Below are 21,941 nucleotides of genomic sequence, written 5' to 3' on the forward strand. Positions count from 1 at the left end.
TCGCTGGCGACACCGCCCTGGTCCGGGAGACGCTGCGATCATGACTGACGCACTCACGCCCGGCGGCATCTCCGTCACCCTCACCAAGGCCGGCCGGACCAAGGTGAGCTATCCCGCCGAGGTCGTGTACGACGACGGCACGCACGCCGTCGTCACGGCGCCGTGGGCCGGGGACGGGACGCGTGACTTCGGGTTCGTGCGGTTCGAGCACGGTGACGTCTTCACCGAGCACTACTGGCGCGACCGTTGGTACGCGGTCAAGGAGGTCCGGGACGCGGGCGGGGTGCTCAAGGGCTGGTACTGCGACGTCACCCGGCCCGTCGTCGCCTCGCGGGGCGCGCTCGTCGTGGAGGACCTCGACCTCGACCTGTGGGTCTCGGCGGACGGGGCGAGCGTCCTGCGCCTGGACGAGGACGAGTTCGCCGCCAGTGGCCTGGCCGGGCGCGACCCGGAGGCCGCCGAGGCTGCCGTGCGGGCGCTGGACGAGCTGGAGGTGCTGGCCCGTTCGGGCGGCTTCGGTGGTCTTCTGGCCATGGCGTGACAGGGTGACGGCATGACCGATACCGGCAAGCGCACCTCCGCCCTCGACCTCGTCCTGGCCGTCGTGGACCCCGGCAGCTGGCGCTGCTGGGACGAGCCCGTCGCGCTGACCACGGACGATCCGGACTACCGCGCCGATCTGCTCGCCGCCCGGGAGCGGACCGGGCTGGACGAGTCGGTGATCACCGGTGAGGGGAGGGTGCACGGCCGCCGAGTGGCCCTGGTGGCCTGCGAGTTCCGTTTTCTGGCGGGGTCGATCGGCGTGGACGCGGGGGAGCGGCTGGTGCGGGCCGTGGAGCGGGCCACCGCCGAGGGGCTGCCGCTGCTGGCGGCGCCGGCCTCGGGCGGGACGCGGATGCAGGAGGGGACGATCGCCTTCCTGCAGATGGTGAAGGTGGCCGGTGCGATCACCGATCACAAGGAGGCGGGCCTGCCCTACCTGGTGTATCTCCGTCACCCCACCACCGGTGGCGTGCTCGCCTCGTGGGGCTCGCTCGGCCATCTCACCGCCGCCGAACCGGGCGCCCTCATCGGCTTCCTGGGCCCGCGCGTGCACGAGGCGCTGTACGGCGAGGAGTTCCCGCCGGGCGTCCAGGTCGCCGAGAACCTGCTGGCGAACGGGCTGGTGGACGCGGTGCTGCCGGCCGGACGGCTGGCGGAGGTCGCGGCGCGGGCGCTGTCCGTGCTGTGCGCCGACGGCGACGCCGCAGCCGCCGGTGAGCGCGAGGGCGCCCCGCCCGCCGAGGACGCCGCGCCCGTGGCGTACGAGGACGCGCCGCCGGTGGAGGAGTCGATCCGCCGGTCGCGGCGGCCCGACCGGCCGGGCGTGCGCGAGTTCCTGCGCGCCGCCGCCACCGATGTCACGCTGCTGAGCGGTACGGGCGCGGGCGAGCGCGACCCCGGGCTGCTGCTCGCGCTCGCGCGCGTCGGCGGCACCGCGTGCGTGGTGCTCGGCCACGACCGGGGCAGTCACCCCGACCCGGCCGCCGGGCAGGCGCTGGGGCCCGCCGGGCTGCGGGCGGCCCGGCGCGGCATGCGGATCGCGGCCGAACTGGGCCTGCCGCTGCTCACCGTGGTGGACACGGCCGGTGCCGCGCTCTCGCGGGAGGCCGAGGAGGGCGGGCTCGCCGGTGAGATCGCCCGCTGCCTCGCCGACCTGGTGAACCTCCCCGCGCCCACCCTGTGCCTGCTGCTGGGGCAGGGGGCCGGCGGCGCGGCCCTCGCGCTGCTTCCGGCGGACCGGGTGGTGGCGGCCCGGCACGCCTGGCTCTCGCCGCTGCCGCCCGAGGGCGCCTCGGCGATCCTGCACCGTACGACGGACCGGGCGTACGAGATCGCCGCCCGTCAAGGGGTGCGCTCCGCCGACCTCTTGGCGAACGGAATCGTGGACCGCATCGTAGAGGAAGGACAACCGGAGGACAGGGACTTCCTCATGGTTCTCGGGCGGGTGATCGGAGGGGACATGGCTGCTCTGACGGCGCGTGACCAGCGGGAGCGGCGCGCGGCGCGCCGGTCGCGCTATCGGCGCCTCGGCGGCACGGGTGTTGTTCAACCCTAAAGAAAAGGGATCATTCGGGGTATACGTTCAGGAGGAATTGACAAGGTTAGGTTTGCCTAACCTAAGGTCGTCCCCGTGAACGTGACCGATGCCCCGCCGGACCGGGCGTCGCGGTCCGCCGCCGGCCGGCCCGCGACAACGCGCAGGACGCTCCTCCTCGTTGGGGGAGCTGCCCTGCTCGTCGCCTGCGCGGCCCTCAGCCTCGCGGCGGGCTCCCGCTCCGTGCCCCTGGCCACGGTGTGGCACGCCCTGACCGACGGCGACCAGAGCCGCGACGGCCTCGTCGTCACCGGCCTGCGCGTCCCCCGCACCGTGATCGGCGTCGTGATCGGCGCCGCCCTCGGCGTGGCGGGCGCCGTCGCCCAGGGCGTCACCCGCAACCCGCTCGCCTCGCCCGCGACACTGGGCATCAACCACGGCGCCGGATTCGCCGTGGTGGTCGCGAGCTACGCGCTGCACCTCACCCACCCCGCCCAGTACCTGCCCTTCGCCTTCGCCGGCGCGGCGCTCGCCACCCTCGCGGTCCTCGCCCTCGCCCGCCGGGCCGGCGACCTGGACCCCGTACGCCTCGCGCTCGGCGGCACCGTGCTGGACGCCGTGCTCATCTCCTGGACCTCCGCGGTGATGCTCACCAGCCACCGCACCCTGGACGAGGCCCGGTTCTGGCTGGCGGGCTCGCTCGCCGGACGGCAGACCGGCATCCTGCTGCCCGTGGCCGTGCCGCTGGCCGTCGGCCTCCTCCTCGCCCTGGCCATCGCGCCCGCGCTCAACGCCCTCGCCCTCGGCGACGAGACCGCCCAGGCGCTCGGCGTCCCGGTCGCCAGGATCCGCGCCGCCGGGGGCGTCGCGGTCATCCTGCTCGCCGCCTCCTCCGTCGCCGTCGCCGGCCCCCTCTCCTTCGTCGGCCTCGCCGCCCCCCACCTCGTACGCAAGGCCGTGGGCGCCGACCACCGCTGGCTGCTGCCCGGCTGCCTGGTCGCCGGCCCGCTGCTGCTGCTCACCGCCGACATCCTCGGCCGCGTCGTGCTGCGCCCCGTGGAGCTGGAGGTCGGCATCGTGACCGCCCTGCTCGGCGCGCCCATGCTCGCCTTCCTCGCCCGGAAGGTGGCGCGATGACCTCCCCGACGACTGCGACGGCCCCCCGCGCGACGGGCGGCGCGCTCGCCCGGCAGCGCCGGCGGACCGCCCTGCTGAGCACGGTCGCCGTGACCCTCCTCATCGCACTCATGGCGGTGGGGCTCGGCACCGGCGAGGTGTCCGTCCCGCCCCTGGACGCGCTGCGCGGCCTGGCCGGGCTCGGCGACCCCGGCACCGTCATGCTGGTCCAGGAACTGCGCGCCCCCCGCGTGCTCTCCGCCGCCACGGCGGGAGCGGGGCTGGCCGTCGCCGGCGCCATCCTGCAACGGGTCGCCCGCAACCCGCTCGCCTCCCCGGACGTGGTCGGCGTGACCGGCGGCGCCTCCCTGGCCGCCGTGGCCGTCATCGCCTCCGGCGCCCCGGCCGCGCTGATCTCGCCGGCCGCGCTCGGCGGCGGCCTGCTCGCGGCCGTGCTGCTCGGACTGCTGGCCTGGCGCGGCGGGTTCACCGTCTCCCGGCTCGTCCTCGTCGGCCTCGCCGTGCAGTCCGGCCTCGCCGCCGCCGTGAACCTCCTCATCGTCCGCTTCCCCGCCGAACTCGCCTCCTCCGCCCTGCAGTGGACCACCGGCTCGGTCTACGGACGGACCTGGACCGAGGTCGACGCCGGGGGAGCGGTGATCCTCGCCGGCATCGCCGCCGCCCTGCTCGGCCACCGCCAACTGTCCGTCCTCGACCTCGGCGACGACAGCGCGGGCGCGCTCGGCCTGCCCCCGAAGACCGCCCGGCTGCGCCTGCTGCTCCTCGCCGTCGTGCTGGCCTCCGTCGCCGCCGCCCTCACCGGGCCCGTCGGCTTCGTGGCCCTGGCCGTACCGCACATCACGCGGTTCCTGGCCGGGCCGCCCACCGCCGGCACGCTCGTGCTGACCGCGCTCACCGGCGCCGTCCTGCTGCTGGGCGCCGACCTCGCCGTCCTGCACCTCCTGCCCGTCCACGGGCTGCCCGTCGGCGTCCTCACCGCGACGCTCGGGGCGCCCTGGCTGCTCGTACTGATGCTGCGCCACATGAAGCCCAACGCTGGGAGTGCCACCCGATGAGCGCGACGAACGCCAACCAGCTCGCGGCCCAGCGCCTGACGCTCGGCTACGGCGCCACCGTCATCGTCGACGGAGTCGACCTGACCCTCCCCGGCGACGCCGTCACCGCCGTCGTCGGCCCCAACGCCTGCGGCAAGTCCACCCTGTTGCGGGGCCTCGCCCGGCTGCTCGCCCCCACGGCGGGCACCGTCACCCTCGACGGCGCCGACATCCACCGGATGTCCGCCCGCGCCCTGGCCCGCCGCATGGGACTCCTCCCGCAACAGGCCGTCGCCCCCGAGGGCATCACCGTCGAAGCGCTCGTACGCCTGGGCCGCTACCCCCACCAGCGCATGCTCACCCCCTGGTCCGCCGCCGACCAGGCCGCCGTGGAGGAGGCCCTGGCCCGCACCGGCACCGAAGCCCTGCGCGACCGGGCCGTCGACGAACTCTCCGGCGGCCAGCGCCAGCGCGCCTGGATCGCCCTCGCCCTCGCCCAGGACACCCCGCTGCTGCTCCTGGACGAGCCCACGACCTTCCTCGACCTGCGGCACCAGCTCGACGTGCTCGACCTGGTCGAGGAGCTCAACACCGAGGCCGGCCGGACCGTGGTGATGGTCCTGCACGACCTCGGCCAGGCCGCCCGCTACGCCGACCACCTGGTCGTCATGCGCGACGGCCGCCCGGCCGCGGCCGGGCCCCCGGCGGACGTCCTGACCGCCGAACTCGTCGAGGAGGTCTTCCGGGTCCCCTGCCGGGTCGTCCCCGACCCGGAGACCGGCACCCCCCTGGTCGTCCCGCGCGGCCGTTCCCGCAGACGCGTGACGCCCGCGGCCTCCTGACCTCCCCCCACCTCCAACCGCTCGAAGAAGGAACCCCCGCCATGACCGTGCCCCGACCCGCCCCGAAGAGAATGCGCAGAGTGTCCACGGCGCTGCTCGCTGTGATCATCGGCAGCTCGGCGCTCGCCGCCTGCGGTGGCGACGACAAGAACGAGGCCGAGGGCGCGGACAAGCCGGCCGCCTCCGGCGCCGGCTTCCCGCGCTCGGTCACCCACGCCATGGGCACCACCGAGATCAAGAAGAAGCCGAAGCGCGTCGTCGTCCTCGACACCGGCGAGCTCGATGACGTCACCATGCTCGGCATCACACCGGTCGGCGCGGTCTCCCCCCACATGAAGACCGAGGGCGGCTTCCCCTCCTACCTCTCCGCCAAGGTCAGGAGCACCAAGGACGTCGGCCCCATGGCCGAGCCCAACATCGAGCGCATCATGTCGCTCAAGCCCGACCTGATCCTGTCCTCCAAGGTCCGCCACGCCAAGGTCTACGACAAGCTCAAGGGCATCGCCCCCACCGTCTTCACCGAGACCACCGGCGCCCCCTGGAAGGACAACCTCAAGGTCCACGCCAAGGCGCTCGGCCTGGAGAAGGAGGCGGCCTCGGCCATGGACGCGTACGAGAAGCGCGCCAGGGCCCTGGGCGAGGAGATCAAGAAGAAGAACGACGGCAAGATGCCGACCGCCTCCGTCGTCCGCTTCGTCGCCGGCCCCACCCGCCTCTACCAGAAGCAGTCCTTCAGCGGCATCGTCCTGTCCGACACCGGCCTGCGCCGCCCCGAGTCGCAGGACGTCGACAAGCCGATGCTCGAGGTCTCCCCGGAGCAGATCGACAAGGCCGACGCCGACATGGTGTTCGTGACCGTCGCCGACGACCCCAAGAAGACCCAGCAGGACGCCGTCCAGGAGAACCCGCTCTGGAAGGGCCTGGGCGCCGTCAAGAACGGCAAGGTCGTCCAGGTGCCCGACGAGACGTGGATGTCCGGCATCGGCGTCCAGGCCGCGAACCACGTCCTCGACGACATCGCCAAGGCCGCCGGCGTCGACGCCCCCAAGTAGCCCGCCCCGGCGGCCGGCACCCCACGGCCGCCCCGCACCACCCTCCTCCCCACCGCTCGTGCCGCGCCGCGCATGCGGCGCGGCCGGCACGAGCGCCCCGACACCCCTGCCTCCCGAAAGGTGCCCCCGTGCGGCTGCATCTTCTCGCGCTCAACCCGACCGACTCCGTCACCGAGGGCTATCTGCCCGCCGCCGCCCGCCTGGGCCTGGCGGTCACCCTCCTGACCGACCAGCCCGAAGCCCACCGGCGGGCGTACGCGCGCCACGTCGCCGACGGCGGCGATCCCCTGCCCGAACTCGAGCTGGTGCACTGCGACGTACGCGACTTCCGTGAGGTCATCGGCCGCGTCTCCGAGCTCGGCCGGCCCGACGCCGTGTTCACCAACAGCGACCACCTGCAGACCCAGGCGGCCCTGGCCGCCGACTACTTCGGCCTGCCCGGCAAGGACTGGAAGGCCGCCCACAACGCCAAGGACAAGGCCCAGCTGCGCCGGGCCCTGGCCGCCGCCGGCCTGGACGCCGTCCGCTCGGTGGAGCTGCGGCCCGAGCAGGACGTCACCGAACTGGCCGACGCCGCCCTGCCCTTCCCCTGCGTGGTCAAGCCCCGCGAGGGCGTCGCCAGCGAGGACGTCGTCCTCGTGCACGACGCCGCCGAACTGGCCGAACGCTGCCGGGAGATCCGCGCCCGCCGGCCCGGGGCGGCCCTCGTCGTCGAGGAGTACCTGGACGGCGAGCTGCACACCCTGGAGACCCTCGGCGACGGCACCACCCTGCACCCCTACGCCGCCTTCCGGACACAGCTCTCCCCGCTGCCGTACTTCATCGAGGAACGCCTCGACCTGCTGCCCGAGCCGCCCCGACCGCACACCGGGCAGGTCCTCGACCAGCTGCGGGCGCTCGGCGTCGGCTTCGGCGTCTGCCACACCGAGTACGTCGTCCAGGGCGACCGCGCCCGCCTCATCGAGGTCAACTACCGCTCCATCGGCGACCAGTGCGACCTCGTCCTCGCCCAGCTGCTGGACATTCCGCTCTTCGAACACGTCCTGCGCACCCACCTCGGTGAGCCACTCCCGGCCGAACTCGGTGCGCGCACCGACGGCCGGGTACGTATGGAGTACGTGTGCGCCGGGCGCGGCGGCGTCCTCAAGGCCGCGCCCGGGGCGAGCGACACCGAGCGCGACGGGGTCGAGCTGGTCTACCGGCCACTGCGCGAGCTCGGCGAGGAACACCCGCACTACCGCACGAACCGCGACTACCTGGGGGTGTTGCGGGCGACCGGTACCGATCAGGACCGGATCGACCGTGCCGTCGCGGAATTCCTGGCTGCCCGGCGATGGGAGATCGTCTCATGAGCGCGGCCGAGACGACCGCACCGGCGCGCGACGCGCTGGAGGAGGAGCTCCTCGGCAGGGTGCTCAGCACCCTGCTGCGCGAGGACGCCTACCAGCTGCGCTCCAAGGCGGTCGCCGAGAGGCGTCCCGACGGCGACTGGCTCCGGCTCCCCGTCACGGGGGAAACGTTGCTGCTGCCGGTCGGGCCCGAGGGCTTCCAGTGCGAGGTGCGGGCCCGCGAGGCCGTCCTGGAGACCGCCGAGGGCCCGGTGCGGGGCCTGCGCCCCGCCCTCGCCCGGCTGCGCGCGGCGGCCGCCCCCGAGGACCGGGCCGGCTTCGACGCCTTCCTCGCCGAGTGCGACGAGGCCCTCGCCGCGCTCCGGCTGCACGGCCGGGTGCGCGACGGCGTCGTGGAGCGGCTGGCCGACGCGTACGGCCACTCCACCGCCGGCTGGACCGGAATGCGCGGCTCGCTCGCCTTCGACACCCTGGCCGCCTTCCGCGACCACCCCGTCTACCCCACCGGACGCGCCCGCTCGGGCCTGGCCGAGCACGAACTGCGCGCCTACGCCCCCGAGTTCCACCCCTCCTTCGACCTGCGCTGGCTCGCCGTGCCGCACGCGGCGGTCACCGGCGACCGGGCCGGGCTGCCGCACTGGTGGCCCACCCCCGCGGCCCTCGGCCTGCCGCACCTGGACACCACCCACCTGGCGCTGCCCGTCCACCCCCTGACCGCCGGCGCCCCGCTCGCCGAGGCGCTCGCCGCCACCGGGCTCACCGGCTCCGCCCACCTCGCCGACAAGCCCTGGCTGGAGGCGACGCCGACCCTGTCGATGCGGACCGTCGCCGTCGCCGACGACCCCGACACCCATCTCAAGCTCCCGCTGGCCACCGCCACCCTGGGCCTGCGCAACCGGCGCACCATCAAGCCCGGCACCCTCCTGGACGGCGAGGTCGGCCAGCGGCTGCTCGAGGAGATCATCGCGGCCGAGCCGCGCTTCGCCGGCGCCGTCCTGATCGCCGACGAACGCACCCACCTCGGCGCCGGCCACGAACTGCTGGCCGCCCTGGTCCGCCGCTACCCGGCCGGGCTCGCCGGCGCCCACGTCGTCACCGTCGCCGGACTGCTCGCCCGCACCCCCGACGGACGCCTGGTGGCCGACGCCCTCGCCGAGCGGTACTACGGCGGATCGCTCGTCGCCCTGGTCGACGCCTACCTGACGCTGCTGCTGGACTGGCACACCACCCTCTTCTCGTACGGCATAGCCCTCGAGTCCCACCAGCAGAACACCTCCGTCGTCCTCGACGAGATCGACGGCCGGCCCCGGATGCGGCTGCTGCTGAAGGACAACGACGGGCCGCGCGTGCACTCCGTCCGGCTCGCCGCACGCCTGGGCGGCGAGGCCGCCGACCTGCTGGGCTTCGACGACCGGCGCATCCTCGTGGCCGGCGACGGCCCCGTCGCCGACGTCTTCGCCACCATCACCGTCCACCTGTGCGCGGGCGCCCTGGCCTTCGAACTCGCCCGCCTGGGCCGGGGAACGCTGGAGCAGTGGCTGCGGCAGCTGCGCGAACGGCTCGCCCAGGCGGTGGAGCGGCTCACGCCCGGCCCCGCCGCCGTGCTGCGCGCGCGGGTCCTGGACGCCGACCGGCTCCCCGTCAAGGCCATGATCACCGCGGGCACCCTGCTCACCAAGGAGCGCTCCGGCGCCGCCGACATCAACAAGCACTACGTCGACGGCCCCAACTACCTGCGCGGGGCTGCCCGGTGACCGCCGTCCTGGAGCGCACCGAACGGCAGGCACCCGCCGGCCTGCGCACCCGGCAGATCCACGCGGTGGCGGCCTGCTACTTCGTCGCCTCCTTCGCCGCGCTGGGCCTGCCGCCCTACCTCACGGCGATCCTGCCCTCGCTCGGCGACACCGAGGCCCGCTGGGCCGGGCTGCTCTACATCGTGCCGACCGTCTTCGGCGCGCTCGGCGCCCCCCTGTGGGGGCGGCTCGCCGACCGCTACGGCCGCAAGCGGCTGCTGCTGCGCGCCCAGCTGGGCCTCGCCGTCTCCTTCCTCCTCGCGGGATGGGCGGACAGCCTGGCCGCCTTCACCGCCGCCCTCGTCCTGCAGGGCGTCCTCGGCGGCACGTTCGCGGCCTCCAACGGCTACCTCGCGGCCGCCCTCGACGGGCACCGCCTGTCCTGGGCGCTGACCCTGATGCAGGGCGCCGCCCGGCTCGCGCTCGTCGCCGCCCCGATCGTGGTGGGCTCGCTCTCTCCGTGGGTCTCGCCGCACCGCCAGTACGCCCTGCTCGCCGTGCTGCCGCTGGCCGCCGCGCTGATGCTGGCCGCGCTTCCCGAGCCACCGCGCCCCGCGCCCGGGACGCCGGCCGCCGGTGACGCGGAGGCCGGGAACGCGGAGAACAGCGGCGCGGAGAACGGCGACGCGGAGGAAGGCCGTGCGGCCACCGGCTCGCTACGCGCCCTGTTCGCCCTCGAGTTCGCCTTCGTGCTGGCCACCGTCATCTCCTACCCGTACCTGATCACCCTGGTCGAGGAGCGGCTGCCCGGGCTCGGGTCCTTCGCGAGCGGCGTCCTCTTCGCCCTGCCGCACGTCTGCTATCCACTGCTGGCCCGGCCCGTGCACACCGCCGTCGCCCACCGCCCGCTGCTCGGCGCGGTCAGCGGCTTCGCCCTGGTGGCCGTGGCCCTCGCCGGGCACTGGGGCGCCGGCACCGTGGTCTCCTTCGTCGCACTGCGGCTACTGCTCGGCGCCGGCATGACCCTCGGCCTGGTGAGCCTGTCCGCGCTCGCCGCCGACGCCTGCCGCGGCCGCGGGCCCGGCCGGATGTTCGGAACCCTGGAGTTCATATCCAAGGCCGGGGCCGTCGTCGCGGGGTCGGTGGCCGCCGTCTCCAACGACGTCTGGGGCCCGGCCGCCCCCATTCTCGCGGGATCCGCCGTCGCAGCCCTGACGGCGCTCGTCAGCACGCCAACCCTCCTCCGCTGGAGTCGCTGAAATGTCCTCCTCCGCTTCCTCCGCCGCCTCCCTGCGCCCGCGCCCCCCGGCGGCGCCCGCCGGCCTGCCCGGCGCCGACCACGTGGTCGCCCACACGCTCCTGAACTGCCTGCTGCGCGAGGTCTCCGGCCCCGAGCACCAGACCGCCGTCACCGACGGACACCTGCTGCTGCGACTGCCGCGCGGCGGGGCCCTGCTGCGGGTCCGGCTGCGCCGCGCCTCCCTGATCGGCGCCCACCGCTTCACCGGACCGGTCACCGAACAGCGCGACGGAGTCTGGACGGAACTGCCCTGGCGGACGCTGGCCGAGTACATCCACCACGAACTGGAACTGCGCACCGGCGTGCGCAACGACGAGTTCCTCGGCCAGGTCGCCGCCGGCCACGCGGGCGTGACCGCCGCCCTCGAGGCCTGGCGCCCCGCCGCCGGCGACCTCACCCCCGCCGGGCGCTACCTGGACTCCGAGCAGTCCCTGCTCCTCGGCCACCGCTTCCACCCCACCCCCAAGGCGCGCACCGGCTCCCCGGAGGACTGGGCCCGCTACGCCCCCGAGGCGCGCGCCTCCTTCCCCCTGCGCCACCTGGCCGTGCGCCGCGAGCTCGTCCGCGAGGAGGCGGCCCGCCCGGGCGCCCTGGCCGCGCTCGACCGGCAGGGGAGCGTGCCCGAGGGCTACGTCCTGCTGCCCGCGCACCCGTGGCAGTACGCCATGCTCGAGGGCCACCCCGCGCTGCGGGCGGCCAGGGAGCGCGGCGACGTCCTCGACCTCGGCGAGCGCGGGGCGGACTTCGCGCCCACGGCCTCGGTGCGCACGCTCTACGACGGCCGGGACTTCCTGAAGTTCAGCCTCAACATCCGCATCACCAACTGCCTGCGCAAGAACGCCGAGTACGAGCTGACCGGCGCCGTCGCCCTGACCCGCCTGCTGGAGCCGGTGGCCGGCGACCTCGCCGCCCGCTTCCCCGGCGCCGCCCTGCTGCGCGAACCCGGCTACCGCACCCTGGACCTCGGCAGCCGCGAACTCGCGGAGGGCTTCGGCGTCATCGTCCGCGAGGGCCTCGACGCCCGCCTCGCGCCCGGCCTGACCGCCCTGCTGGCCGGAGCCGTCGCCGACGAGTACCCCACCACCGGCGCCCAGGTCTCGCGGCTGCTCGAGGGCACCGGCCCCGACGGCGCGCTCGCCTGGTGGGACGACTACCTGTGGCTGCTCGTCCCGCCGGTGCTGGCCGCCTACTTCGACCACGGCGTCGTCCTCGAGCCCCACCTGCAGAACGTCGTCGTGGGCGTCGACGGCGACGGCATGCCCCGCCAGGTCCTGCTGCGCGACCTGGAGGGCACCAAGCTGCTCCCCGAGCACCACGCGGCGGCCCTCGCGGAGCTCGCCCCCGAGGTGGCCCGCCCGATGACGTACGACCGCGAGCGCGGCTGGGACCGCGTCGTGTACTGCCTGCTGGTCAACCACCTCGCCGAGGTGCTCGCCGCCCTCGCCGACCGCCACCCCCACCTCGAGCCCGAACTGTGGTCCGCCGTACGCCGGGTGCTCGCCCGGCGCGCCGAGGCGCACGGCAACCCGCCGCTGCTGCGGGCCCTGGTCGCCGGGGTGCCGCTGCCCGCCAAGGCCAACCTCCTCACCCGCTGGGAGCGCAAGGCCGACCGGCACGCCGGCTACGTCCGCATCGGCTCGCCCCTGGTGTCGGACCTGCTGTCGGTGGCCCGCGGCGGTCAAGGCCCGACGGAATCCCGCACCGAACCCTGGAGCACCGCGCAGTGATCACCCCCCGAGCCGCCGCCCACGCCGAACGCCTGCCGGCCGGCGAACTGCCCGCCTACCTCTACGACCTCGCCGCCCTCGACGAGCACGCCGAGCGGGTACGGGCCGCCCTGCCGCCGGACGTGGAGCTGTACTACGCGGCCAAGGCCAATCCCGCCCCCGAGATCCTGCGGGCCCTCGCCCCGCACGTCAGCGGCTACGAGGTCTCCTCCGGCGGCGAGCTGGCGCACGTCCGCCGGGCCGTGCCCGGCCTCCCGCTCGCCTTCGGCGGCCCCGGCAAGACCGAGGACGAGCTGCGGTTCGCCCTCGACCTGGGCGTCGAGCGCCTGCACGTGGAGAGCGAGAACGAGCTGCGGATGCTGGCACGGCTGGCCGCCGGACGGCCCGGCGCGGCACCCCCCGTGGACGTCCTGCTGCGCGTCAACCTCCCCGTGGGGGACGGCGACCTGGGCGGTGCGGCGCTCGCCATGGGCGGCCGGCCCAGCCCGTTCGGCCTCGACCCGCGCCGCGCCGAGGCCTGCGTGCCGCTGCTGGGCTCGGGGCTGCGGCTGCGCGGCGTCCACGCCCACCTCGCCAGCGGCCTCGACGCGCCCGCGCAGCTGGCCCTCGCCGCCCGGATCACCGCCTGGGCGCGGGAGTTCGGCGACCGGCACGGCCTGGGCGCGATGGAGGTCAACGTCGGCGGCGGCATGGCCGTCGACTATGCCAGGCCGCACACCCGCTTCGACTGGGCCGGCTACGGGCAGGGGCTCGGCACGCTCCGCGAGCGCCACCCCGACGTCACCCTGCGCATCGAGCCGGGCCGGTCGATGACCGTCCACGCGGGCTGGTACGTCACCGAGGTCCTGGACGTCAAGCACAGCCACGGCGAGGCCTTCGCGGTGCTGCGCGGCGGCACCCACCACATGCGCACCCCCGCCGCCAAGGGCCACGACCACCCCTTCACGGTGCTGCCCGTCCAGGACTGGGACCGTCCCTGGCCGCGCCCGGCGGCCCTGGACGAGCCGGTGACCCTCACCGGGCAGCTGTGCACGCCCAAGGACACCCTCGCCGCCCGGGTGCCGGTGGCGGAGCTGCGGGTGGGGGACCGGGTGGCGTTCTCCATGGCGGGCGCGTACGCCTGGAACATCTCGCACCACGCGTTCCTGATGCATCCCGCCCCGTCCTTCCACTTCCTGTCCTGAGCCCGCCGCCGCGGGGCCGCGCCCGCCGTTCCCCCGCCGCCCACCAGCCGGTTCCCGGCCGTTTTACCGACCATAGATGGTGGCTGCATCTATGTGGGCGTAGCGTCGTCGGCACGGTCCGCCGCACCCACGGCGGACCGTGCCCCACGGGGGATCGCCTACCGAGGAGGGACACCCGCCCATGTGCGGAATCACCGGCTGGATCTCCTACGACCAGGACCTCACCACCGCCCGCGGCACGCTCCGGGCCATGACGGACACCATGGCCTGCCGCGGCCCCGACGCCGGCGGCACATGGCTCGACACCCACGCCGCCCTGGGCCACCGCCGGCTGGCCGTCATCGACGTCGAGGGCGGCCGCCAGCCCATGCTCGCCGAGCACGGCGGCCCCACCCCGCTCGCCCTCACCTACAGCGGCGAGGTCTACAACTACCGCGAGCTGCGCGCCGAACTGCGCTCCCACGGCCACGTCTTCCGCACCGACAGCGACACCGAGGTCGTGCTGCGCGCCTACCTCCAGTGGGGCGAGGCCTTCACCGACCACCTCAACGGCATGTACGCCTTCGCCCTGTGGGACCCGCGCACCGAGGAACTCCTCCTGGTCCGCGACCGCATGGGCATCAAGCCGCTGTACTACCACCCCACCGCCGACGGCGTGCTCTTCGGCTCCGAGCCCAAGGCGATCCTCGCCCACCCCGCCGTACGCCCCGCCGTCGACGCCGAGGGCCTCGCCGAACTGCTGGCCTTCACCAAGACCCCCGGCCACGCCGTCTACAAGGGCATGCGCGAGCTGCGCCCCGGCCACATCGCGCGCGTGGGCCGCCAGGGGCTGACCGTACGCCGCTACTGGGCCCTCGAGGCCCGCGAGCACACCGACGGCCTCCCCGCCACCGTCGCGCACATCCGCGAACTGCTCGAGGACATCGTCGCTCGCCAGCTCGTCGCCGACGTGCCCCTGTGCACCCTGCTCTCCGGCGGACTCGACTCCTCCGTCATCACCGCGCTCGCCGCCGAGGGGCTGGCCGGGGCCGGGCGGGGACCGGTGCGCTCGTTCTCCGTCGACTTCACCGGCCACACCGAGAACTTCCGGGCCGACGCCCTGCGCCCCACCCCCGACGGCCCCTACGCCCACGCCCTCGCCGAGCACGTGCGCTCCGACCACAGCGACATCGTGCTCGACACCGCAGACCTCGCCGACCCGGCCCACCGCGACGCCGTCCTGAGGGCCCGCGACCTGCCCGTCGCCGGCTTCGGCGACGGCGACACCTCGCTCTACCTCCTCTTCAGGGCCATCCGCGAACAGTCCACCGTCGCCCTGTCCGGGGAGTCGGCCGACGAGGTCTTCGGCGGCTACTCGTGGTTCCACAACCCCGCCCACGTGGCCGCCGACACCTTCCCCTGGATCGCCGCCCGCGTCGCCGACCACTTCTCCGGAGAGGGCAGCGGCGGCCGCACCGGGCTCCTCGACCGAGGACTTCTGGCCAAACTCGACCTGCCCGGCTACACCGACGCCGGCTACCGCGACGCCCTCGCCGAGACCCCCCGCCTGCCCGGCGAGAGCGGCCGGCAGAAGCGGATGCGGGAGATCAGCCACCTGCACCTGACCCGCTTCGTGCAGATGCTGCTCGACCGCAAGGACCGGGCCAGCATGGCCACCGGCCTCGAGGTGCGGGTGCCCTTCTGCGACCACCGCCTGGTCTCCTACGTCTTCAACACCCCCTGGTCGATGAAGACCTTCGACGGCCGCGAGAAGTCCCTGCTGCGCGCCGCCACCCGCGACCTGCTCCCCGCCGCCGTCGCCGACCGGGTCAAGAGCCCCTACCCCAGCACCCAGGACCCCCGCTACGCCGCGGCCCTGCGCGCCGAACTCGGCCGGGTGCTCGCCGAGCCGGACGCTCCCGTACGCCCCCTCCTCGACACCGCCGCCGTCTCCGGCGCGCTCGCCGGGGACGCCGGCGAATCCTTCCGCGCCGCCACCGAAGTGGCCCTCGGCCTCAACACCTGGCTGACGTCCCACGGCGTGTCCCTGGAGCTCTGAAACCCAGCGGGCCTGCGGGCACGGTGGGCACGCCTGGCGCACAATGGACGGCACACCGCCCGCCCAGCCAGGAGTCCCACCGTGGCCTTGCAGATGACCGTCGACCCGGACGCCGCCGAGCCCCCCTTCGAGCAGATCCGCGCCCGCATCGCCGAGCGCGCCCGCTCCGGCGCCCTCCCGGTCGGCTACAAACTGCCGACCGTACGCGGCTTCGCCGAGGAACTGGGCCTGGCCGCCAACACCGTGGCCAAGGCCTACCGCGCGCTCGAGGCGGACGGCGTGATCGAGACCCGCGGCCGCAACGGCACGTTCATCGCCGCGCGGGGCGACACCGCCGAGCGCGAGGCCGCGGCGGCCGCCGCCGCGTACGCCCAGCGGGCGCACCGCCTCGGCCTGGACCAGGAGGCCGCCCTGGCCGCCGCCCGGGAGGCGCTGCGGGCGGTCTACGAACGCTGAGCCCGCGCGGGCGGAAGACCCTTCGGCGTCCCGCCTGCCGCGAAGGTGCCGCACGTCCGATCCGCCCCGGTTACCCTTTCCGTGATGGGACGTCATGGTGGATCTCGGACGTCGCCGCGGGCGACGTCATGGCGGTCGTGGACGCCGCGGGCACGGCTCGTCGTCCTGCTCGCGACCGCGGTCGCCGCCCTGGTGGTGGTGGTCACCGTGAGCCTCGCGGTACGGCCCGGCGGGGCCGGGGACGCCAAGGGCCGCCCCGGCGGGGCAGCCGCCGACATCGGCTGGGGCTTCACCCACACCCAGTACAGCGCCGACCTCGGCCAGGCCGACGCCCGCCGCACCGCCGCGCGCACGCTCTCGGGCGACCGGCTGCCCCAGAACCAGCACATCATGGGCTGGGGCGTCGACAACCCCGAGCCGAAGAAGGGGCGTTACAACTTCACCGACCTCGACCGGCGCGTCGCGCTCATGCGCGCGACCGGCACCACGCCCGTCCTCACCCTGTGCTGCGCCCCCGACTGGATGAAGGGCGGCGACGAGCACACCGACTGGTCCCAGAAGTCCCTGGAGAAGGCCCCCGACCGGGCCCACTACAAGGACTTCGCCAAGCTGGCCGGCGTCGTCGCCAAGCGCTATCCCGAGGTCCGGCACTTCATCGTCTGGAACGAGTTCAAGGGCTTCTACGACGAATCGAGGAAGCGCTGGGACTACGAGGGGTACACCGAGCTGTACAACCTCGTCTACAAGGAAGTGAAGAAGAGGAACAAGCACGCCCTCGTCGGCGGCCCGTACGTCGTCATGGACAGCGAGGCCCCCGGCGCCGGCTCCAACGCCTCCCGGGTGAGCGGCCCCTGGGGTGCGGTGGACCAGCGTGCCGTCGACGCGGTGGAGTACTGGGACGAGCACAAGGAGGGGGCGGACTTCGTCGTCGTGGACGGCGCCAGCTACACCCGTACGGGCAGCAGGACCGTGCCCGACGAATTCCGGGCCACGGGCAAGTTCTCCGACGTCACCGCCTGGCTCAACCGGACCACGGGGCTCCCGGTGTGGTGGGCCGAGTGGTACGTCGAGCCCGCCGACGAGCACGACCAGCGCAAGACGTGGAGCGAGACCCACCGCGTGGCCGTGCAGGCCAGCGCCCTGATGCGGCTGGCCGAAGCGGGCGTGGCGGGCGCCTTCTACTGGAACCCCGAGGAACAGGGCGCCGACTGCCCCGGCTGCCTGTGGCGCAGCACCGAACTGGGCGACGGGGGAGGGCAGCTGCCGATGCTGGACCTGCTCACCCGCTTCGCCAGAGCCTTCCCGCCCGGCACGGAGCTGCGGGAGGTGGACGTGGGCGGCGACGGCCGCTCGCAGGTCCAGGTGCTCGGCTCCGCCGACGTGGTGCTGGCCGTCAACACCCGGGACCACAAGGTCGCGGCCCTCATCGACGGCCGCGAGGTCGAGCTCGGGCCGTACGAGACCCGCTGGCTGTGAATCCGGCGGCACGCCCCCGCCTCAGCGACGCCCCACCGAGCGAAAGGACGACCGTCATGCCCGAGGACGCGAGCCAGGCACTGGTCATCGCCGACGCGGAGAACAACTACTACGTCCTGCCCCGCGAGGTCGTCGAGATGGCCAGGGCGGCGCCCGAGGCCAGGGCCGTCATCGAGGAGCACCTCGGAGCGCAGGGCAGGGTCCCGCTCGCGGACGGCTACACCTTCGTCGGCGTGCTGCGGCTGCGGGCCGAGGGGGAGATGACCCACTACACCACCGAGGCCTCCTGGCCCGTGGCCACCGCGCCCTGATGGCGGCCGCCGACCCGCCGCTCCCGCTGCGTGCCACGGTCACCCGGGCCCAGCAGCGCGCCTTCGCGGCCCAGGGGTACGTCCCGCTGGCCGGGCTGTGGGGCCGGGCCCTGGCCGAGGCCGTCGCGGAGGAGGGCCGGCGGCGGCACGCCGTCGCCGAGGTCCCCCGCGGCGGCCCGCGCACCCCCGTCCCCGCCCGCCGCGTGCCGCGCCGGGCCACCCCCGCCGCGAGCGGGCCGCTGCTGGCCCGGGTGCACCTGGCGCTGGTCGGCGCGGCCCGCGCGCTCACCGGGCGGCTGCTCGTGCCGACCTTCGCGGCGTACGGCTACTACGAGGGCGACGACGAGGTGTTCCTGCACGTCGACACCGAGCAGTGCGATCTGACGCTGCTGACCGTCGCGTTCGGCGAGGTCGGCCCGCTGCACGTGCATCCCGGCCTGATCGGCAGCACGATGGAGCGGCTGGGCGAGCTGGAGGGCGACCCCGGCTGGGACCGCACCGGCGGCATCCGCGTCACCTACCCCGACACCGGGGTCACCGCCCTCAACGGCCACGTCCTGCCGCACCACCGGCCCGGCAGCCCGCGTCCGGGCCTCCACGCGGTGGCCGCCCTGTGCTACCGCTCCCTGTTCTGACGCTTCCTGTTCCGACGCCTTGGGGACGGCCGGCTCACGAGAGCGTCACCAGCCGCCACACCAGGGACCCCAGCACCACCACCAGCAAGGGCAGCGCGAACCAGAACGAGCCCTGCAGCCACCGCAGCTGCCGCACCCCCGGCCGCATCCCCACCCGCACCAGCTCCCTGGCCGCCAGCAGCGCCAGCAGCACCACCGCGGCCAGGGCGCCGACCACCGACACCGGCGTCCAGGTCACCCGCGGTCCCGCCGGACCGGGCCGCGGCTCGGGGGCGGTGCCGGCGGGCTTGTCCTTCAGCTCGTACAGCACCGCGTCGTCGTTGGCGAGCACCCGGCGCAACTGCGGAAGCTCGTCGAGCGAGCGGCGCAGGCGCTGTTCCCAGCCGGGGGCGTACCCCGCGCTGAGCTCCAGGTAGACGGACGGGCCGCGGCTGACCATCAGGTAGGCGTGGGGCCCGGCGGCGCGCAGCCTGTCCACGAGAGCGGGTGCGTGCGCCGGGTCGCGCGGGGCGAGCGTGGGTTCGTACAGCACCCGTTCCATGTCGCGCGCTCCCCACGGTATGGCGGGGGTGACGTCGTTGACCGTGTCGCTGCTCATCCACAGCAGCCGCACGGTGGGCCGGTCGTGGCGGTAGACGTACTCCATGGCCGCGACCTCGCCGGGACGCACGCGCTCGAAGGGTTCGTTGCCCCAGCGGGCCACCAGGAAGCCGAGCACCAGCACCAGCCCGGCCAGCAGCGCGGCCAGCGGGGCCCGCCACGCCGCGCCGTCCCGTGCGCCCGCGCCGTCCCGGGCGGCGGGGCGGGGGAAGAGCGCGAGGGCGGCCAGGGCGCAGGCGCCCGGCAGGGCGAACAGGAAGACGCGCAGGGCGACCTCGCCGCCGTAGGACTGCATCCCGAAGGCGAGGAACGGCACGCAGGCGAGGACCAGCAGCGACCGGTCGCCGACGCCGGCCCGGCGCCGCCGCCACCAGCCCAGGGCGGCGAGGGCCAGCACGCCGCCCGCGAGGGCGACGCGGACGTAGAGCACCGCCTTGTGCGTGGCGCTGCCGCCCTCGATGCGCCCGGACACGGACGAGGAGACGTTGCCGCCGAGCGAGCCCAGCCCGCCGAAGAGGTCGTCGAAGTGGCCGGACCAGTACGGCTCGGCCAGGAAGCCCACCCACACCGCGAGGGTCACCGCGCACAGCAGGGGCAGCCCGGGCAGCGACAGCCGCCGGGCCAGGGCGAGTGCGGTCACCACGCCCAGCATGACGAACGGGGTCAGCTGGTGGCTCGCGACGGAGGCCGTGAACAGGGCCAGCAGCAGGGCCAGCAGGACGACGGCCTCGCCGCGGCCCACCGGCGCGACCTCGCGCTCGCCGGGCAGCAGTCTGCCGCGCAGCTGCCCGGGCCAGCGGAACCACACCAGCAGCACGGCGACGAAGAGCAGATAGAACAGGTAATTCAGCGACTGGGGGGAGAAGTAGTCCTGCCCCACCCAGCCGCTCAGCGCGAACAGCCACAGCGCGGTCCACTTCGCCCGCCGGCCGGCCCGTACCGCGCGCAACAGCAGCGCCAGCGGGGCCAGGCTCAGCAGCTGGATCGCCAGCGGCCACCAGCGCAGCACCGCCTCGAGGTCGTCCACCCCGCAGGCCCGGGCGGCGAACGCGGCCAGCGCGAAGAATCCCGGCCAGCTCCAGCGGGCGTCCAGGTCGGGCGCGGCCGTGCCGAAGCGGTCGATGTAGTCCAGGAAGCCCAGGTGCTGCCAGGCCGTGGCGAAGCGCGGCCGGTCCTCCAGCACGGCGGGCACGGCGTGCAGGGACACCACGGTCGCCAGCAGCACGGCGGCCGGCAGTAACCGGCCGGGCCGCGGCAGCCACAGCGTCCAGGCGAAGGCGGCCACCAGCAGCCCCGCGCCCAGCAGCGTCGCCACCGGCAGTACGGACACCAGCCCGAACCCGCCCATGCCGTCCAGGTCCACCCCGCCGACGGCCGTGAGCGGCACCCAGTACAGCGCCAGCGCGGCCGCCAGCAGCAGCCAGACCCCCGCCGCGGGCCGGCGCCACCAGCGCGCGGGGTGCGGCACGGCGCCCCCGGCGGGGGCCGGGGGCGCGGGGGTTCGCACGGCCGCCCCGGAGGCGGGCCTGACATCGGGGCGCCGCTCCGGATGGTCGATGTCCAGCCGCACCCCCAGCGGCAGCGTGTCCGCGTCGAGCGCCGAGCGCAGCGCCCGGTGGGTACCGAAGGCGCCGCCCTCGCGCTCGCCGGGCCGGTCGTCGCCGCGGTCGCCGTGCACCGCGAGATCGGCCAGGTCCCCGTCGGGCGGGGTCTCGGCGTCCCGGGGCGTGGCCTTGCGCTCCGCCCGCAGCACCGAGCGCAGCTTGACGGCGGCGATGGTGACGATCACCGTGAGGCTGCAGATCTCCGCCACCCCCGCGCCCACGAGTCCCATCCGCGGCAGCAGCACCAGGGTCAGCCCCAGCACCAGCGCGCACAGCAGCCCCTGCAGATACGCCAGTCCGGCGGTGCGGCTCTGCGCCCGCAGCACCGCGAAGTAGACCTCCATCACCACGCGCAGCGCCGTCCCGACCGCGAACCACCGCAGCAGCGGGGTGGCCGCGTCGGCGTACCCCCGGCCGAAGACCCGCAGGATGTAGGGCGCGAGCAGGAAGAGCAGCACGCACACCGGCACCATGATCTTGGCCATCCGGCGCAGCGCCGCCCGGCAGTTCTCCGCCAGCCGCGCCGGGTCGTGCGAGCCCTCGACGGTCAGGGAGGCGCCCATGTTGATGGCGAGCAGATTGACCGTGCCGGCGATGGTGGAGGTGATGTAGAAGTAGGCGTTGTCGGCGGGGCCGACCTGCGCGGCGACGAGCACCGGCACCAGATAGACCACGGCCAGCGAGAACAGCGAGCCCGTGCAGTCCCCCGCCAGGAAGCGGCCGATCTCGCGGTAGGAGGCCGGGCTCGCCGACTTTTCGGTCGCCGCGACGTGCGCGGGCACCAGCCGCCGGAAGACCAGCCAGCCCAGCGGCAGCACCGACACCGCGATCGAGACCACCCAGGAGACGAACACCCCGGACACCGGCAGCGCCACCGCCAGCCCCACCAGGAGCGCGAGCTTCACCACCGAGAAGACCGTGTTGCCCACCGGCACCCAGAGGGCGTTGCGCAGCCCGGTCAGCACCCCGTCCTGCAGGGTGAGCACCGACCAGGCCACGGCGGCCGCGACGAACCCCAGCCCGGCGAGCGGCCCGTGCAGGAAGCGGTACGACGGGCCCCACTGGTCGAGCGTGAGCACGAAGACCCCCGCCGCGACCGCGACGAGCAGCGAACTCCCGGCGTACGTGCGCCAGACGAGAGAACCGGTCGTCCGCCCCGCCACCGGGATGAAGCGGGCCAGCGCCCCCGTGAGGGTGATGGCCGTCAGGCCCGCCAGGAGCTTCATCGCGGCGATGGCCGCGGAGCCCTGGCCGACCGACTCCTCGGTGTAGTAGCGCGCGGCGGCCAGCCAGAAGCCCAGCCCCAGGACACCGCTGATGCCCGTGTTGAGCATCAGCGCGAAGGCGTTGCGGAACAGCGGGGTGCCGCTGCCGCGCCCGGGCAGC

The 21,941-nt window shown here is 74.8% G+C and carries 17 protein-coding genes; 16 read left to right on the forward strand and 1 reads right to left on the reverse strand.

Translation table 11 applies throughout. From position 1 onward, the window contains the following. Positions 1-40 precede the first annotated feature (40 nt). The 16 genes from IE295_RS18970 (at position 41) to IE295_RS19045 (ending at position 18,351) form a co-directional block, all read left to right on the forward strand. Positions 41-541 carry a ribonuclease FAU-1 family protein gene (locus IE295_RS18970; RefSeq protein ID WP_190064885.1) on the forward strand — a complete coding sequence of 167 codons (501 nt, stop codon included), beginning with the start codon at positions 41-43 and terminating at the stop codon, positions 539-541. 12 nt (positions 542-553) lie between these two features. Continuing rightward, on the forward strand, positions 554-2,098 hold the full coding sequence (locus tag IE295_RS18975) for a carboxyl transferase domain-containing protein (protein WP_190064886.1): 1,545 nt from the start codon (positions 554-556) through the stop codon (positions 2,096-2,098). An 81-nt stretch (positions 2,099-2,179) separates the two neighbouring features. Further along, entirely contained in the window at positions 2,180-3,214 is a 1,035-nt protein-coding gene (locus IE295_RS18980; protein WP_372478917.1) for a FecCD family ABC transporter permease, read from the forward strand. After that, entirely contained in the window at positions 3,211-4,269 is a 1,059-nt protein-coding gene (locus IE295_RS18985) for a FecCD family ABC transporter permease (protein WP_190064887.1), read from the forward strand. The genes IE295_RS18980 and IE295_RS18985 overlap by 4 nt, the downstream gene beginning before the upstream one ends. Beyond that, a complete protein-coding gene (locus IE295_RS18990) occupies positions 4,266-5,090 on the forward strand; it encodes an ABC transporter ATP-binding protein (protein ID WP_190064888.1) in 825 nt (274 codons plus the stop codon). The genes IE295_RS18985 and IE295_RS18990 overlap by 4 nt, the downstream gene beginning before the upstream one ends. 41 nt (positions 5,091-5,131) lie before the next feature. Further along, positions 5,132-6,142 (forward strand): ABC transporter substrate-binding protein, encoded by a 1,011-nt coding sequence (locus IE295_RS18995; RefSeq protein ID WP_190064889.1) that lies wholly within the window; start codon positions 5,132-5,134, stop codon positions 6,140-6,142. A gap of 128 nt (positions 6,143-6,270) precedes the next feature. After that, positions 6,271-7,494 (forward strand): ATP-grasp domain-containing protein, encoded by a 1,224-nt coding sequence (locus tag IE295_RS19000; protein WP_190064890.1) that lies wholly within the window; start codon positions 6,271-6,273, stop codon positions 7,492-7,494. Continuing rightward, on the forward strand, positions 7,491-9,245 hold the full coding sequence (locus tag IE295_RS19005) for an IucA/IucC family protein (protein ID WP_190064891.1): 1,755 nt from the start codon (positions 7,491-7,493) through the stop codon (positions 9,243-9,245). The genes IE295_RS19000 and IE295_RS19005 overlap by 4 nt, the downstream gene beginning before the upstream one ends. Beyond that, positions 9,242-10,483 carry an MFS transporter gene (locus IE295_RS19010; RefSeq protein WP_224323192.1) on the forward strand — a complete coding sequence of 414 codons (1,242 nt, stop codon included), beginning with the start codon at positions 9,242-9,244 and terminating at the stop codon, positions 10,481-10,483. The genes IE295_RS19005 and IE295_RS19010 overlap by 4 nt, the downstream gene beginning before the upstream one ends. Position 10,484: 1 nt before the next feature. Then, on the forward strand, positions 10,485-12,251 hold the full coding sequence (locus IE295_RS19015; protein ID WP_190064892.1) for an IucA/IucC family protein: 1,767 nt from the start codon (positions 10,485-10,487) through the stop codon (positions 12,249-12,251). Further along, positions 12,248-13,435: a type III PLP-dependent enzyme gene (locus IE295_RS19020; RefSeq protein WP_224323191.1), complete on the forward strand. Its 1,188-nt coding sequence runs from the start codon at positions 12,248-12,250 to the stop codon at positions 13,433-13,435. Before IE295_RS19015 ends, IE295_RS19020 begins: the two co-directional genes overlap by 4 nt. A gap of 181 nt (positions 13,436-13,616) precedes the next feature. After that, the gene (gene asnB, locus IE295_RS19025) at positions 13,617-15,473 is read left to right on the forward strand and encodes an asparagine synthase (glutamine-hydrolyzing) (RefSeq protein WP_190064893.1); all 1,857 of its coding nucleotides are present in this window, start codon (positions 13,617-13,619) and stop codon (positions 15,471-15,473) included. Positions 15,474-15,554: 81 nt separating this feature from the next. Beyond that, positions 15,555-15,929: a GntR family transcriptional regulator gene (locus IE295_RS19030; RefSeq protein WP_190064894.1), complete on the forward strand. Its 375-nt coding sequence runs from the start codon at positions 15,555-15,557 to the stop codon at positions 15,927-15,929. Positions 15,930-16,013: 84 nt separating this feature from the next. Next, positions 16,014-17,405, forward strand: a complete 1,392-nt coding sequence (locus IE295_RS19035) for a GH39 family glycosyl hydrolase (RefSeq protein ID WP_224323190.1) — start codon at positions 16,014-16,016, stop codon at positions 17,403-17,405. A gap of 56 nt (positions 17,406-17,461) precedes the next feature. Then, positions 17,462-17,716, forward strand: a complete 255-nt coding sequence (locus IE295_RS19040; protein ID WP_190064895.1) for a hypothetical protein — start codon at positions 17,462-17,464, stop codon at positions 17,714-17,716. Next, positions 17,716-18,351 carry a hypothetical protein gene (locus IE295_RS19045; RefSeq protein WP_190064896.1) on the forward strand — a complete coding sequence of 212 codons (636 nt, stop codon included), beginning with the start codon at positions 17,716-17,718 and terminating at the stop codon, positions 18,349-18,351. Before IE295_RS19040 ends, IE295_RS19045 begins: the two co-directional genes overlap by 1 nt. Before the next feature lie 34 nt (positions 18,352-18,385). Here IE295_RS19045 and IE295_RS19050 read toward each other — a convergent pair whose 3' ends face one another. Next, positions 18,386-21,889 (reverse strand): lipopolysaccharide biosynthesis protein, encoded by a 3,504-nt coding sequence (locus IE295_RS19050; RefSeq protein WP_224323202.1) that lies wholly within the window; start codon positions 21,887-21,889, stop codon positions 18,386-18,388. Between the last annotated feature and the right edge of the window lie 52 nt (positions 21,890-21,941).

It is taken from the genome of Streptomyces griseocarneus (assembly GCF_014655595.1).
Taxonomy (GTDB): Bacteria; Actinomycetota; Actinomycetes; order Streptomycetales; family Streptomycetaceae; genus Streptomyces; species Streptomyces griseocarneus.